At 58.6% G+C, this 15030-nt stretch carries 11 protein-coding genes; 6 read left to right on the forward strand and 5 right to left on the reverse strand.

Annotated elements, in window-relative coordinates:
- Window positions 1–104: 104 nt before the first annotated feature.
- The 4 genes from VI234_RS12260 to VI234_RS12275 all read left to right on the forward strand — a co-directional run bounded on the left by VI234_RS12260 (window position 105) and on the right by VI234_RS12275 (window position 6027).
- Complete coding sequence (locus VI234_RS12260) at window positions 105–1313, forward strand: Nramp family divalent metal transporter (protein WP_008311755.1); 1209 nt, start codon at window positions 105–107, stop codon at window positions 1311–1313.
- Window positions 1314–3308: a hydantoinase/oxoprolinase family protein gene (locus VI234_RS12265; protein WP_336330160.1), complete on the forward strand. Its 1995-nt coding sequence runs from the start codon at window positions 1314–1316 to the stop codon at window positions 3306–3308.
- Entirely contained in the window at window positions 3305–4930 is a 1626-nt protein-coding gene (locus VI234_RS12270) for a hydantoinase B/oxoprolinase family protein (RefSeq protein WP_336330161.1), read from the forward strand. Before VI234_RS12265 ends, VI234_RS12270 begins: the two co-directional genes overlap by 4 nt.
- Window positions 4931–5034: 104 nt before the next feature.
- Window positions 5035–6027, forward strand: a complete 993-nt coding sequence (locus VI234_RS12275; protein WP_336330162.1) for a DUF3592 domain-containing protein — start codon at window positions 5035–5037, stop codon at window positions 6025–6027.
- 46 nt (window positions 6028–6073) lie between these two features.
- On the opposite strand, the gene VI234_RS12280 is transcribed toward VI234_RS12275, so the two are convergent.
- Window positions 6074–6634, reverse strand: coding sequence for a PAS domain-containing protein (locus VI234_RS12280; protein ID WP_336330163.1), 561 nt, complete (start codon window positions 6632–6634; stop codon window positions 6074–6076).
- A 129-nt stretch (window positions 6635–6763) separates the two neighbouring features.
- Between VI234_RS12280 and VI234_RS12285 the strand changes: the two genes are divergently transcribed.
- Window positions 6764–7168 (forward strand): DUF4864 domain-containing protein, encoded by a 405-nt coding sequence (locus VI234_RS12285; RefSeq protein ID WP_336330164.1) that lies wholly within the window; start codon window positions 6764–6766, stop codon window positions 7166–7168.
- 420 nt (window positions 7169–7588) lie between these two features.
- Here VI234_RS12285 and arcD read toward each other — a convergent pair whose 3' ends face one another.
- Complete coding sequence (gene arcD, locus VI234_RS12290) at window positions 7589–9055, reverse strand: arginine/ornithine antiporter ArcD (protein WP_008311748.1); 1467 nt, start codon at window positions 9053–9055, stop codon at window positions 7589–7591.
- Between the two features lie 361 nt (window positions 9056–9416).
- Between arcD and VI234_RS12295 the strand changes: the two genes are divergently transcribed.
- Entirely contained in the window at window positions 9417–10217 is an 801-nt protein-coding gene (locus VI234_RS12295; protein WP_336330165.1) for an IclR family transcriptional regulator, read from the forward strand.
- 1994 nt (window positions 10218–12211) lie between these two features.
- On the opposite strand, the gene VI234_RS12300 is transcribed toward VI234_RS12295, so the two are convergent.
- The 3 genes from VI234_RS12300 to VI234_RS12310 all read right to left on the reverse strand — a co-directional run bounded on the left by VI234_RS12300 (window position 12212) and on the right by VI234_RS12310 (window position 14773).
- A complete protein-coding gene (locus VI234_RS12300) occupies window positions 12212–12595 on the reverse strand; it encodes a hypothetical protein (protein ID WP_008311743.1) in 384 nt (127 codons plus the stop codon).
- Entirely contained in the window at window positions 12592–13437 is an 846-nt protein-coding gene (locus tag VI234_RS12305; RefSeq protein ID WP_336330166.1) for a ParA family protein, read from the reverse strand. The genes VI234_RS12300 and VI234_RS12305 overlap by 4 nt, the downstream gene beginning before the upstream one ends.
- Before the next feature lie 100 nt (window positions 13438–13537).
- Window positions 13538–14773 (reverse strand): tyrosine-type recombinase/integrase, encoded by a 1236-nt coding sequence (locus VI234_RS12310; protein WP_336330167.1) that lies wholly within the window; start codon window positions 14771–14773, stop codon window positions 13538–13540.
- Window positions 14774–15030 lie beyond the last annotated feature (257 nt).

Consider the following 15030-nt stretch of genomic DNA (forward strand, 5'->3'; position numbering starts at 1 on the left):
CGTACACAGAGTTCATACGACCGATGTTCCGGTCACACACAGGTCTTAACAATGTTTTTGATTACCTGCTGGGACCGTGACAGTGGCTATCAAAACCAACAATCATGAGCATTACAAAACGACTCAAAGCCGTCGGCCCGGGAGCGATGGTCGCCGCCGCGTTCATCGGCCCAGGCACGGTCACGACTGCGAGCGTCACCGGGGCGGAGTTCGGCTACGCGCTTCTGTGGACAATGGTCTTCTCGATCGTTGCGACGATCGTTCTCCAGGAGATGAGTGCCCGACTGGGCCTCGTCTCGGGCGAAGGACTCGGTGAAGCACTCCGGGAGCGGTTCGACAATCAGATCGTCGAATACGTGAGTATGTTCCTCGTTGTCGGCGCGATCGGCGTCGGGACCGCCGCCTACGAGGCCGGAAACATCCTCGGCGGTGCCGCAGGGCTCGCGACAATCACGGGTATCGACTCGACGGTGTGGGGCGTCGTGATGGGACTCGTCGCCGGACTCCTGCTCTACACTGGGCGCTATAAGCTGATCGAACGAGCGCTCATTGGGCTGGTCGCCGTGATGGCGGTCTCGTTCGTGGCGTCGGCGATCCTCATCGGTCCCGATCCCGGTGCGATTGCGATGGGGTTCGTCCCCGGTATCCCCTCGGGGTCACTGTACCTCATCACCGGCCTCATCGGGACGACCATCGTCGGGTACAACCTGTTCCTGCACGCGAGTAACGTTCAGGAGCGGTGGAGCGGTCCCGAGGATATCGGCCACTCGCGTATCGACACGGTGCTGTCTATCGTCGCAGGCGGCGTCATCACGATTACGATCATGGTGACCGCGGCCGCAGCATTCGAGCCCGGAACACAGATCAGCGATATCGGCCGGATGGCCGAACAGCTCCGACCCATTGCCGGGCCGTACGCCGAACTGTTCTTCAGCATCGGCATCTTCGCCGCTGGGTTCACGAGCGCAACGACAGCACCGCTTGCGGGCGCGTGGGCGACCACAGGTGCGTTAGGCTGGGATTCAGATATGCAGAGCACACAGTTCCGTGCCGTCTGGGGGACCATCCTCGGTGTCGGAGTGCTTTCGGTGTTGCTGGGTGGCAGTCCCGTCCAGATCATCGTGTTCGCACAGGTGGTCAACGGGATTTTATTGCCGATCGTCGCGGTGTTCCTGATATACGCGATGAACCAGCGGGACCTCCTCGGTGAGTACACGAACGGGTCGATAGCGAACGCCCTCGGCGCTATCGTGACGCTCATCGTCGTGTGGCTCGGGGTTCGAACACTTCTCAGCGTTGCGGGGGTGCTGTAGATGGGGGACAGGCGGATCGGTGTGGACGTCGGTGGAACTTTCACTGATGTGACGCTGTCGCTCGATGGCGACCTCGTGACCGCGAAGGTCCCGAGCACTGAAGACCAGAGCGAGGGCGTGATCGCCGGGATCGAGAAGGCCTGCGCGGCGGCCGACATCGACCCGGAGACCGTCAGCGAGTTCTCTCACGCGATGACCGTCTCGGTCAACGCACTTCTCGAAGAGGACGGCGCAAAGACCGCGCTCGTCACGACCGAAGGGTTCCGGGACGTGCTGGAAATCGGCCGTCAGGACCGCCCGTCGCTGTACGACCTGTCCGCGGAAAAGCCGACACTGCTGGTTCCCAGACGCCGACGCTTCGAAGTGTCCGAACGGACGACCACCGACGGTATCGAACAGCCCGTCGACGAGGCCGAAGTCCGGGCAATCGCCGCGCAGTTACGCGAGATAGATGTCGAATCCGTCGCCGTCTCGCTCTTGCACGCGTACGCGCACCCTGAAAACGAACAGCACGTCGCAGACATCCTGCGGGACGAACTCGACGTTCCCGTCTCGGCTTCCCACGAAGTCCTCGCCGAGTTCCGCGAGTACGAACGAACCTCGACGACGGCCGTCGACGCGTACGTACGGCCGGCGATCGACCACTACGTCAGTCACCTCACCGACCGTGCTCGGGAGCTTGGAGTCCCACAGCCCCGTATCATGCAGGCCAACGGCGGCATCACCGACGCCGATACCGTCAGGCGGAACGCCGTGACGACGGTTCTCTCGGGCCCTGCCGCCGGCGTCGTGGGGGCAGGGTCGATGGCGGCCGACGAACAGGACGGGCTGGTCACGTTCGATATGGGCGGGACCTCTAGCGACGTGAGTCTCGTCCGCGACGGCGAGGCCGAACGGACCACGGAGGGCGTCATCAACGAGCGGCCGATCAAGACGCCGATGGTCGACGTCGAGACAGTCGGCGCAGGTGGCGGGTCCATCGCCTGGGTCGACGCCGGGGGCGCACTCCGCATCGGGCCACGCTCCGCCGGAGCGAACCCCGGCCCGGCCTGCTACGGGAAGGGCGGCACTGAGCCGACCGTCACCGACGCGAACCTCGTGCTGGGCTACATCGGAGAAAGCACCAGTCTGGGTGGCGAACTGTCGCTCGATGCGGATGCGGCGTACAACACGCTTGCGAACCTCGCCGACGAGGCGGGTCTCGACAGCCCACTGGAAGCCGCCCGTGGCGTCTATCGCGTCGCGAACGCGAACATGACCAGGGCGATCCGCTCTGTGACCGTCGAGCGCGGGTACGACCCGCGGAAGTTCGGGCTCGCTGCGTTCGGGGGTGCCGGGCCGATGCACGCGGCGTCCATCGCGGACAGCCTCGATATCGACCGGGTGGTGATTCCACGCGCTTCAGGCGTGTTATCGGCTTACGGCCTGCTCGCAGCCGACGAGAAGCGCGACGCAGTACGGACGTATCAGCGTTCGCTCGACGCGGTCGACCCCGACGATGTCGACGCCGTCTACGAGGGGTTGTCCGAAGAGCTACTGGCTGAAGTCAGCGACCGCGAGGCGGCGACAGTGCGACACTCAGCCGACCTCCGGTACGCCGGCCAGAGCTTCGAACTCACCGTGGACGTCGACCGGCCGTTCGACACCGCGGACGCCCGCGAGCGCTTCGGCGCAGCCCACGAGTCCGCGTACGGCTATCGAGCGGACGAGTCCGTCGAACTGGTGAACTGTCGCGTGACGACGACCGTCGAACGGAACGCGCCGCCGGTCGAGTACGATGCCGGTGGCGACCCACGGAAGGGGTCTCGCGAGGCGGTGTTCGCCGGCGATGTCCGCGAAACCCCGGTTTACGAGCGAACGAAACTGCCACCACAGGACGAAATCGACGGCCCCGCGATTGTCGAGGGCGATGAGAGCACAATCGTCATCCCACCGGCCTGGAACGTCCGGGTTCGCGATGACGGGACGCTGACAGCAGAGGTGAGCGACGAATGAACGACGAAGCTACCACACCGAGTGACGAACAGGAGGTGATCGACCCCGTAACGCTGGAGATCCTCAGGAACCAACTGGAGAGCGTTGCAACCGAGATGGGACATGTGCTCATCCGCGGGGCGTACTCCCCGAACATCAAGGAGCGACAGGACTGTTCGACGGCGCTCTTTGACGCGTCCGGTCGGATGGTCGCGCAGGCCGAACACATCCCGGTCCACCTCGGCGCGATGCCCGATGCGGTGGATATCGTCCTCCAGAAGGACCCGAAGCCGGGCGACGTGTTCATCGTCAACGACCCGTTCGCGGGCGGGACACACCTCCCGGACATCACGCTCGTCTCGACGATTGCGCCCAACGACGAGATCATCGGGTACGCAGTCTCGCGAGCCCACCACGCCGACGTGGGCGGGAGTTCACCGGGGAGCATGCCACCGGGCGCACAGGAGATTTACGAGGAAGGCCTCCGATTGCCGGCGGTTCGACTCGTCGACGGCGGCGAGCCCAACGATGCGGTCCACGACCTCATCCGTGCCAACGTCCGGACACCGGACGAACGCGAGGCGGACCTCCGGGCCCAGCGCGCCGCGAACGAACGGGCCGAGGAACGGATCGGTGACCTCCTGGCGGAACACGGGCCGACCCTGCTCGACGCGTTCGATGCCGTCATCGAGTACTCCCGCGAGCGGGTCGAGGCTGAACTCGACGCGCTCCCGGACGGGACGTATCGAGCGCAGGATATCCTCGAAGGCGACGGCGTGACCGACGATAACATCCCGATCGAGGTGGCCGTCACCATCGATGGGGCCTCGATAGCTGTCGACTTCGCCGGGACTGCCGAGCAGGTGACAGGCAACCTGAACGCGCCGCTCTCGGTCGCGAAGAGCGCGGTCTACTTCGTCGTCCGAGCGATAACCGACCCGGAGATTCCGCCGAACCACGGCTGTTACGAGCCGGTGTCCGTGTCCGCACCCGAAGGGTCAGTGCTCAACCCGGACGCGCCAGCCGCGGTCGTCGGTGGCAACGTCGAGACGAGCCAGCGCGTCATGGATGTCACGCTGGCGGCGCTCGCCACGGCCGTCCCCGACAGGGTTCCCGCCGGTGGACAGGGAACGATGAACAACCTCATCATCGGCGACCGGACCGGCGATTTCACGTATTACGAGACGATCGGCGGTGGGTTCGGTGCCCGGCCCGAAAAGGACGGGATGGATGGCGTGCAGGTCGGAATGACGAACACGCTCAACACGCCCGTCGAAGCGATGGAAACCGAGTATCCGCTCCGGGTCGAGCAGTATGCACTCCGTCCGTCAAGCGGCGGCGACGGCCGATACCGCGGAGGGTTGGGACTCGAACGCACCGTCACCGTCGAGACAGATGCTACCGTGTCACTGCTGACGGAGCGCCGGCGGACGGCCCCCGCTGGAATCGACGGCGGCGAAGACGGCGCGACAGGGGAGAATCTGGTCGACGGCGAGCCGGTCCCCGCGAAGGCCTCCGTTGACGTCGCGGCCGGGACGACCGTCTCCGTCCGAACGCCCGGTGGTGGCGGGCACGGTGAGCCGGCAGAGCGGGACCCGGAAGCCAGGGACCGTGACCGACGCGACGGAAAGGTAGACGACTGATGACGTGCGGGTTCGGTTGCCCCAGATAAAGTGCGACCGAGCCATGAAGCGTTCTGTTTCGAGCGTGACTCTCATACGAGGGCAACACGATACTGTGTACTGAGATGAAGGTCCCGCTCGGAATCACGACCCTCCACCTCTCACAGAGGAGTGCGCTTCTGTTGCTCCTCGCCGTTGGGCTTCTCGGCTTCGGAGGGTACGACTACGTCCAGCAGTTACAGGCGGTCGACAACGCCGTCCCCGTGCAGGCAACCATCACCGACTCCAGTGTCGATCGAATGGACGGCGGACGTGGAATCGACTACGAGCCGGAGATACGCTACACGTACCAGTATCAGGGGGAGACGTACACCAGCGAGCAGGTGTTCCCGAGTACGGGCGTACGGACCTACTCCGACCGGTCGAGGGCGGAGTCGGTGGTCGAGTCCTACGAGCCGGGTACGACGGCCCGCGCGTACGTTTCACCAGCCGACCCGGACGACGCGTTCCTGATTCGAGAGCGGACGCCGTGGCCGCTGCAAGCCATCGCCGCCGGCGGTTTCCTCTCCGTTATCGGGGTGCTGGCCGGGCTGGGGGCGAAGAACCCGGGCCAACAGGAGCTCCGTCCGGCAAGCGAGGTGCAGCCAGCGCCACGCGAGACGTGGGTTGACAGCCACGGCGAGACAATCCACCGGCTATCGAAACAGGGACTCGGTGTCTGTTTCATCGGTTTCTGGCTCTCGCTGGTCGTGTTAGTTTTCGGCCTGTTGAACACCACCGGTGACTTCGGCGGCTCGCCACAGGCGATTCAGGCAGAACTTCTGGGACCGGTCGGGCTCCCGATGCTCGTGGGGTTCAGCTTCTGGGTCGGGATGATCATCTCACTGTGTCTGTACGGCGTCTGGTCGTTCACCGAGTACCGGCAGCTCCGCCGGCGACTTCCTGACCCAAAACCACCGAGTCCGTTCAGACACCCGAGTCGGCTTGTCACGATACTCGGAACCGACGACGGTGATTTGGGTGAGTACGGACACCGTGTCCGGCTGACTGGATGGGTGTTACTGATTGTTGCCGGGATGACGGCGACGCTGGCGTATCTCCTCTACACTGCAAGCTGAATAGGCACCCGAGGTCGGACGTATCGCCGAGTCGTGCCACCGACGGTTAGCTATCTGCCGTGCCGATGGCTTTCTGTACACCGAGCCAGTTCGTGATGGAGCCGTCGGGACCGGTGAGTGGAATTATCGTCACTCGGTTTTTGAAGCGTGTGCCATCCGCCCGGTAGTTCCATAGTTCGACGGTCCGCTGTTCCCAGATGTCGATCCCCTCCTGAAGTGTCGCGACCGACTCTGGGTCCGTTGCCGGCCCTTGCAGGAGGCGGAGATTCTCGCCGCGGAGTGCGGTCAGCGAGTAGCCCGACATTTCTCTGAACGTCTGTGTCGCATATCTGAGCGGATTATCTTGGTATGCAGGCCCGGTGAGTGTCAGGCCCATCGGTGCCGTCCCAAGTCGCACCATTTTCGCGATAATCTCTCGCTCGAAGGGCGTCACAGAGCCGAGCTTGAGCGTATCGAGGTTCTGAAGAATGTCTGCCGGCGACTCGTCGGCAGGGTGTGGATCGACAGTCCGGAGCTGGTGTGTTTCGACAAGGCCCGGAAGCCGCTGGCGAAACCGCTCCTCGTCGAGCAACATGGTTTCGATAAGTACGTCCCTCAGTTCGGCCATGATCGCAGTCGCCAGTTCTAGCTGCCGGGAACACAAACGCCCGTCGATATCCGGGTTTGTAGCCGATCAGCCGTGCCATTCATGCTGGTATAGCCCCTGTTTCAGAGACACACGGCACCTACGATATCAATGTCTGAAGACGAGCATCCGGTGACTGGCCTTCCAACGTCCAGCGAGACATACAGCCCTGGTGATGCTGTTGCCCTCCAAGTCGATGCGCTAAAAACGAACGACGACCCGTTTGAGAACGCGGGTATTATGACGGCGTACAACTTCGCCTCCCCAGCCAACCGCCGCTCGACTGGGCCACTGGACCGATTTATAGCCATGGTCGAGTCACCGCAGTACCGCCCGATAATCGACTTCGGAGAGGCTGTGCAAGGGCCTGTCGAGCGAAACGAAAACTACGCTGAACAGCGGGTGACGATTACGGGGCCGGATGGACGAACGACCACGTACGAGTTCGGTCTATCAGTGCAGTCCGTCGGCGAGTTCCGAGGCTGCTGGCAGACCGACCGTGTGGGAGTGGTCTGAGCTCACCTAACGAGAGGACCTAGCGTTACAGAACATCGTGAACTGCGCTTCAGTGGTCAATCGCCCCCCAATTCCGGGTGTTCAGCCGTTTCGATGTGACAGTCGTACGCCCCCATGCAGGGATTTTCGCATCCATGTCTCCCAGCGTCGGCAAGAGTATGCACCCAGAATTGGGCTGAATAACCTTGTATCGATAGTTATTTTTTATAGTTTTGTAGTATACGTATATAAATAGCTATTTTTATATTTGTGCCCGGGCTTTTAAAGGTATTTCTTACCTATTTCGGTTTAGATATTCGAGGGCGTCGGGCCTTGTCACCAATGAGTGAGTATATCTGGTTCGGTGGACTCGAATGGTGCCTGTGATTCCGAATCGCAGTGAGGTCCGGGGTACTTACCCGCTATCGCCGGGCGGTGCGCTCAGTCACTATCTGCCGGCGCAGCCATATTACTCGGTGTCTGGCTGTCAGCCTCGGTCTCGGTATACGTGATTTGCCAGCCGGTAACTCCCATGAGAATGAGGATAAGCGGCGAAAGGAAGCCCAAGAAGTAGTAGGGGGCGTACTGGAACGTACTGACGCCAAGCGTTCCGGCCATGAACACCGCGCCGCTATTCCACGGAATGAGCGCGCTCGTGACGGTGCCAGAGGACTCAATTGCCCGGGAGAGATTTTCGGTCTTGAGGCCCTTCTCTTCGTAGAGGCTCCCGAGCGTCACGCCGGGAACAACGATACTGATATACTGTTCTGCCGCAAGGACATTCATCGAGACTGATGACAGGACCGTGATTCCGGTGAGGCTACCGACGCTGTCACTGAGCTGGCCGAGGTGATGTGCCAGGACAGCGATAATCCCAGTGCATTCGAACAGGCCACCCAGTGCGAGTGCGGCGATGGCAATTGTTACGGCCCATGCACCGCCGACCATCCCACCGCTTGCGAGGAGGCCGTTCACGAGCTCCATCCCTGTTTCCGGGCTTGTTCCGCTCTGTGCGACGGTCCAGACCGATGTGAACGAGTTCCCCTGAAGCACGGCCGATGTAATCGCACCGGCAAAGACACCAGCACCAAGAGCTGGAATCGCGGAGATACCGTATATCGCCAGCCCAAATGTGACGAGAAGCGGGAAGAAAGCGAGCGGAGAGATCGTGAACGAGCCCGTGAGCGCCGTCTGTATCTCGGCGATGCGGTCCACGGGAATCGCTCCTGACGCGCGGATGCCGAGACCGGCGTACAGGACGACGGCAATAGAGAAGGCCAGGAAAGTCCCTGCCCGCATGGCATTGATATGGTCGTACAGGTCAGTGTTTGTCACCGCCGAAGCGAGGTTTGTCGTGTCCGAGAGTGGTGACTGTTTGTCTCCCGTGTATGCACCTGTGAGGATTGCGCCCGCGGTCATCGGTTCAGGGAGTCCGAGTCCCGATCCGATGCCTATGAAGGCAACACCGAGCGTCCCCGCTGCGGTCCATGATGAGCCGATGGCAAACGTTATCGCTGCAGTAATGATCGCCGTGAGCGGCAGGAACACTATCGGGTGCAGCAGGTCAAGCCCGTAGTACATGAGCGTCGGAATCGTTCCGGCCTGTATCCAGGTCGAGATGAGAGCGTAGACGATAAACAGGATAAACACGACCTGAATGCCCATTAGCAGCGTATGTGTAATCCCGGAGTACATCTCGTCCCAGGATATATCGAACCGGTAGTAACTGAACAGCCCAGTGAATGCAATGCCCCAGAGGAGTGGGAACTGCGGGTCAAGTCCATAGATGCCGATACCAATGCCCAGCGCGGTTAGCATCCCGATAATCGGTATCAGCGCCTCTCCCAGAGAGGGTCGGTCTTCGGGATCAATATCGTCGTACAACTTGATGTCGAATTCGGAGCTCATTCTTATTGAGTCGATTACTTATTGTCTGTATCGTTTTCTTCCCAGCAGTGTGCGTGTGCATTCAGTTTTCCGACGTGTATGCTTTGAAGCGACTTCTCAGTCGGTATACGGCTAGCTTGGCGACTATGCCGACTTGTCCAACAGCGCATATCGTTTGCTCCATTGACAGCGTCATTAATAAAAGTTCATGTAGAGAGCGGTCGCGAAACTGTTTCTGGGTCAGATTGCGCTGGACTGCGGAGTCCACCTTACTGAGCGATCATACCGGTCGGATCAGTATGTGCTGTCGAAAGCGGTCGCACCGACAAACGGTACGTTCGATATACCAAAATCATATAACCTGATAAACGAGACTCAACATATGACTGAACGCGAACCGCCGACTGCAACTCGACAGATCAAGTCGATTCAGACTGCGAGCGATATCCTGCGCGAGATTCAGTCTCAGTCTGAAGTGACACTTGCGGACCTCTGTGATGACGTAGACGTTGCCAAAAGTACATTGCATACGTATCTACAGACACTTGTTGCAGAGGGTTTTATTGACAAATCAGACGGCGTATATCGGTTGGGACTGCGGTTCGTCCCACTCAGTGAGAGCGTCCGGAATCGGGTTGACCTCTATCAAATCGGAAAGGAGGAAGTAGAACGGTTAGCCGAAGAGACCAGTGAATGGGTCCACCTCACAGTTGCGTACCGGAACAGGGAGGTAACACTGTACGAGCATAATGGAGGAGAAACGGTAGCCATGGATTATCAACGGCGGACCAGAGAGTCCCCACAATATCTCCACTGTACTGCGACGGGAAAAGCGCTGCTGGCACATTTCGATGAAGCCCAAGTCACTGATATACTGGCCAGTGAAGAACTCGTTCAGCAGACAGAAAAAACGATTACTGATCCAGACGAACTGCGCGAGAGACTCGCAGAAATTCGAAGGAAGGGGTACGCGATAAACGATGAGGAGGAAATCCGGGGTATGCGCTCCGTGGGCGCTCCGATACAGGACGTGGACGGAGCAGTTTGTGGTGCGATCAGTGTAACCGCACCGAAAATGCGGCTGTCCGGTGAATACCTCAACAGTGACCTTCCGGAGTTAGTGATGGAGGCAGCAAACATCATCGAGGTCAATTTAGAGTCTGCGGCCGCCCGGAGTAAATAGTGTTCACATATATCGAAGGCTACTATCGCTGCTGCACTACGTTGTGGAGATATGGTTTAGCCTAGAAATGGCACAAAAAGCCCATTAATACGGAACTGTAGTTCAGATGCGCTCTATCTGAATACTCGAGCGGTGACGGGCATCCAGTCCTTCTCAGGGACACCCTGTGAAACGCTCCCTTCTGTAGCAATCTGAATGGCTGGATAGCTTGACGCTCGTGTCGAGTTCGCCTATCAGATTCCGTTGTTAGAGTGGCTAATGCATCGGTTTGAGGCCCCTTCGATCAGCGACTCATCTCCGCTTGTGAACTATACGCTCAGTTTCAATCGCTGTTGTACCGTCTTGGGCCGTTTTAGTCGGCTTGAATTCCAGTCTTATTTGTTTATTCCGAACTAAATCTGCTTGCTGACGCCAGAGGCGCTATATCGCCGTCGACTAACTTTGTCTCCTCTGTGTGTACGCTTCGGTCACGCATCAACTAATGCAGCGGGAGAGCAAGGCAACTGAAATCTCATTCGGTATAGTCAAAGTATCGCCAGGGCTCAGGAGGTAACCAGATCTGCTGCGTGGGCTGTATATTCACTTCCATTCCCAGCCAGCGGGTCAGACAGTCATGCCCTGATTGGTCAACCGCTACTCACACGTCGAGATCGTCATCGTTGTCAGCAGTCCCAATCCTACTCATCAACAGCAACACCTCTGACTCAGGGTAGCCGATGTATGCGGTCAAATTGATAGATGTGACTGTGATGCGTGGCCAAGCAGTCGGAACGGTCAGAGGTACCCGTTCCAGAGTACAATAACACGGGTACAATCGTTATATATTCTCACGCGACAGGCGGAATTCGATTTGCGGGGTTCGATACCCTTGTGATTAGATAACACTCATTAGCAGTATCTTAGATATTCGAACACCAATTCAAGAGTGGATTAGCAGATCGAAGGTCAAAGTTCGCGATTATATAAATACTTTGAAGAGCGTAGAAAGGCTTTTTCAAACTTGATGGAGAGAATTGACTTGAGTATCTAGATCAGCCCTTTTCTATAGATAGAACATCGCTTCTTAAACAATATCTGTTTAATCTGCTTAGAGTAATCGGAAAGACGACGGTGAATCACCAATATAGGGTCAGGTCCGGTCCACATCGCCGGTGATGCTATCGTACTGGCGAACCGCCTGACTGGCTCCGGAATGGGGCACGCGGCACGGTCCGGCCGAGCGGCTGTGAGCGCCTTCGTACAGCAGAAGTCGTATAGACGCAGGTCGTTGGGCCAGAACTTCTGGACGAAAGCTGTCACTGGTGTGGTCTCACCTATTCATGACAGCATCGGACTGGAGGGAATAGCCAGTCTATCGAAGGGGGACATCGAGTATCAGGAGAGCTTCGGACCGCACCAGCTCGGAGATATTGTAAGCGCTGTTCGGGCCTTTATTTGGCGTATTGAGCCAGTTATTGGCGCATCTGGGTGGCCACACCTGTTCGATTCGGAAAACGCTAGTGCCGGTTTGACCTATCGGTGGTGACTCTCGAAAGCACTCGACACCCGCCACCGGCAGATCTGTAATCGTCTTCGGGGAGAGGGTGAACCGTCCAACAGGTATCGGCCACAGCGATTGTTGTCGTCGGAACAGTCGAGATATCTCGAAGAGAGAACTATACGTATTAGCTCGTCTCAGCACGTACAGCGGCTAATCGAGCTCGTCAGCTATTCGACCTATCGACATCCCATAGCCATTCCGCATGGCTAATCGAATTGGCCATACTGTATAACCACATAATATGGCTGGTCGGTATAGCTATACGGTATAGCCCATCCACATATTCAAAAGAGATAGTTGGACGAGATAGCTATATGTGCTAGCGGATGAAGGTAGGCAGTTGACACAGTTAACAGTTCCAGTTTCGTTCGGCTAGGTATCGGGAGAGGACTGCAAGCACAAAAAGACAAAACCACGGGCGGAGCGCGAGGGCGCGCTCAATACTGTTGTGTACTTAGCGGGACGTGGCCGATTGCTCCCAGTCGTACCCCCACTCACGGAGCTTTTCGGCGACAAGGTCCGGATTGTCCATAGCAACGACGAGAGCGGCTTCCAGCGCGTCGGTCTTGTATACATCCTCACCGACCGCGTCTTCTAGATGACGGAGGAAAGTGGATTCGCGCTCCTCGACCTCGGGGCGTATGAAGATCGGCCGTTGCTTGCGGTCTTGCTTGACTGAGTCACGCCGGAATTTGTATGGGATATCCGGTTGGGCCGCCGTTTCTACGTCGGCGGGTTCAGTTTCAACATCCATCACCTCATCCTGCTGCTCGTCCGGTTCTGGCTCTGGATCCGAATCGGTCTCCGCAAACGGATCGTCGCCGGAGCCGGATTTCATGCTGTTGCCTCCTGTTCGCGAGTCTGTCGGAGATGCGCAGCTAGCTCTTCGAACTGCTCCAGCGTTTCGATTTCGTAGTCACGTTCCCGACTCCGGTGGTCTTCAATGTATTTGAACGCCGAACACTGTTTGCGCCAACAGCCTTCAAGCAAGGACGTCCGCTCCCGGAACACGACAGGTATATCGTACGACTCCGCACGAAGCCGTTTGAGCATCTCCTCTTGATCGTTGGTCCCCTTGAACCGATTCGGTACAGCAGCTAATACGCCCACATTGATATCTAGCGTGTCTTCAAGCCCGGTCACGAGGTCTGCGAGGCCCTCGACAGACTGTTGGCCTTTGCCGCTGGGTTCAAACGGGATAACGAGGTTCCGCGTCGCGTGCAATGCGTTGTACAGTTTCACGTCCGCGGTCGCAGGCGGGTCGATGATGACAGTGTCGTACTCGGACGGAACGCCCGCGTCCTTTAGCACACGAAGGAGCTGGACGTTCGGGTTCCAGTTCTCACCGAAGTCCGCCGCTTCCTCCTCACGACGCCGCAGATGTTTCGAAAGGACCTCCAGAGAGTTGTGTGCGGGAAGGACATCGACACCCTCTGAGGTCTCAATGAGGTCAGCGAACGGGCCGCGTGGCCGTTCGACGAGGTGTCGTACTAAACTGTCGGCCTCCGAGTCCGTTCGGCGGTCCGCGACGTCGAACAGGAACGAGAGGCTCCCCTCCTGTGGATCCATATCGATAGCCAGTACGTCGTGACCAGCACGGGCGTCGGCGACGGCGAGGTTCGCCGCCATCGTTGTCTTGCCGACACCGCCGGCCTCGCTGTACACGGTGTAGGTCAGCATACCGTATCGCATTCACCGCACAGATATAAAGATTAGTCAGACGGTATAGCTATACGGTATAGCCGGCTGGTATCTCTAAAGCGGTCTTGCAAAACGCGGACTACTCGACGAACAGCCCTGCGAGCGTCTCGCGCATCTCCGCCCGCCGGTGAGACCGGGCTTCAGACTCCGAGAGGTAGTTATCGAGTACGACTTGTGCAGACGCCGAGCCCTGCTCCGCTGCGACGTCTTCGAACCGTTCCGCAACCCGCCTAACAGCAGCACCGTACGTAGTGTACCAGAATCGACGGCCGGTTTTTGGCGTTGGCGTGTCGCCGTCGACAGTGACATCTGCGGCCTCAGCCACTGATTTGAACCGTCGTCGGACGGTTTCGGCGGTTAGATGGCCAGTGGCTGCGGACGGGGAAGGCAAGAGGTAGCCACTCCACTCTGGATCGGAAAGCGTCTCTATACGGCGTTCTACCGTCTCCAGACCGGCCAAGAGAGCCACGGTCCCAGGACCGTTTTTCCGCTCGCCGTCACCGAACTCTATGTACGGATGCGAGTCATCGTCCGGATCGAGGTTGAGCTGTCGAATATGTAGCGATGCGACTTCACTCGGGCGAAGCCCCCAACCGCAGCACGCGACCACGATGAATCGATCCCGTAGCTCACTCGCTGCTCCATACAAGCGTTGGACGGCGCTTCTATCGAGTGCTTTGTTGTCCCAGGACGGGGTTCTATCCCATCCAAACCGGATTTCGAGGTCAGCGAGTGGATTGTACGCGGCGTTTCCGAACATCACCAGGTGTTTGTAGAACTGCCGCGTGTCCTGAACGTATTTACGCCGTGACGCAAGCGTCGTCAGGGCATCGTCCAGTTGGTCCAGCGCATCAAACGTCGCCGCCACCCGATCCATCTCTGCAACGCGTTCGTCGGGATTCTCCAGCGGTACGAGCAAATCTTTTGTATCGTGGATATTGGTATATACTTTCGCGTAGCGTCGTAGAATCGACCGCCGTGTATCGATTGTGGCGTCAGCACGCCCACGTCGAGTCGAAAGTTCGTCGAGGTACCCCTCGATGGCCCGCTGGGTGTTGACAGAGAGGAAGTCAAATGATCCCGATGTCGTCGTGGCTTCTGGGACTCCGATCTCGTCGTAGAACTGCCCCGGGGACAGGTCAAATCGCCGTTGGAGATGCTTTACGAATCCCGGGAACTGTCCGTTCAGCCAGGTGTACGTGGGGGCTTCAGCGGTCGGGTCCAGCCCGTCGGTTTCCATCGTCGGTACGACGGTTTCGTGATAGAAAGACTCACAGTCGGCTAAGTCCATCGTTGAGTAGCGAGTTTCAGTCATTGGATTTTGGGTGTGAACTGCAGTAACTGACGAACTGTTCTATCTGGTTCGTCTGAATCACCGAGTTTTCGTATGTAGCGTATTTCCATCGTACGACTAATAGTTTGTCTTGTATTGTTTTCTCATGCAGAAACCCATAACAAGACAAATACAGACGGTCGGATTACCACAGCACATAAATTATATAACGCTATATCAAATTCTGTGTTGTACAGGCCCCGTGGAAGTGTTCCACTGCAGTTTTTATCCGGTTAGGG

It is taken from the genome of Haloarcula sp. CGMCC 1.2071, from assembly GCF_037078445.1.
Classification (GTDB): domain Archaea; phylum Halobacteriota; class Halobacteria; order Halobacteriales; family Haloarculaceae; genus Haloarcula; species Haloarcula amylolytica.

What these genes read in the sequence shown, in the direction of transcription:
- VI234_RS12270 (WP_336330161.1), top strand. Translation starts at nt 3,305, where the DNA reads ATGAACGACGAAGCTACCACACCGAGTGACGAACAGGAGGTGATCGAC.
- VI234_RS12260 (WP_008311755.1), top strand. Translation starts at nt 105, where the DNA reads ATGAGCATTACAAAACGACTCAAAGCCGTCGGCCCGGGAGCGATGGTC.
- VI234_RS12280 (WP_336330163.1), bottom strand. Translation starts at nt 6,634, where the DNA reads ATGGCCGAACTGAGGGACGTACTTATCGAAACCATGTTGCTCGACGAG.
- VI234_RS12305 (WP_336330166.1), bottom strand. Translation starts at nt 13,437, where the DNA reads ATGCTGACCTACACCGTGTACAGCGAGGCCGGCGGTGTCGGCAAGACA.
- VI234_RS12265 (WP_336330160.1), top strand. Translation starts at nt 1,314, where the DNA reads ATGGGGGACAGGCGGATCGGTGTGGACGTCGGTGGAACTTTCACTGAT.
- arcD (WP_008311748.1), bottom strand. Translation starts at nt 9,055, where the DNA reads ATGAGCTCCGAATTCGACATCAAGTTGTACGACGATATTGATCCCGAA.
- VI234_RS12275 (WP_336330162.1), top strand. Translation starts at nt 5,035, where the DNA reads ATGAAGGTCCCGCTCGGAATCACGACCCTCCACCTCTCACAGAGGAGT.
- VI234_RS12295 (WP_336330165.1), top strand. Translation starts at nt 9,417, where the DNA reads ATGACTGAACGCGAACCGCCGACTGCAACTCGACAGATCAAGTCGATT.
- VI234_RS12300 (WP_008311743.1), bottom strand. Translation starts at nt 12,595, where the DNA reads ATGAAATCCGGCTCCGGCGACGATCCGTTTGCGGAGACCGATTCGGAT.
- VI234_RS12310 (WP_336330167.1), bottom strand. Translation starts at nt 14,773, where the DNA reads ATGACTGAAACTCGCTACTCAACGATGGACTTAGCCGACTGTGAGTCT.
- VI234_RS12285 (WP_336330164.1), top strand. Translation starts at nt 6,764, where the DNA reads ATGTCTGAAGACGAGCATCCGGTGACTGGCCTTCCAACGTCCAGCGAG.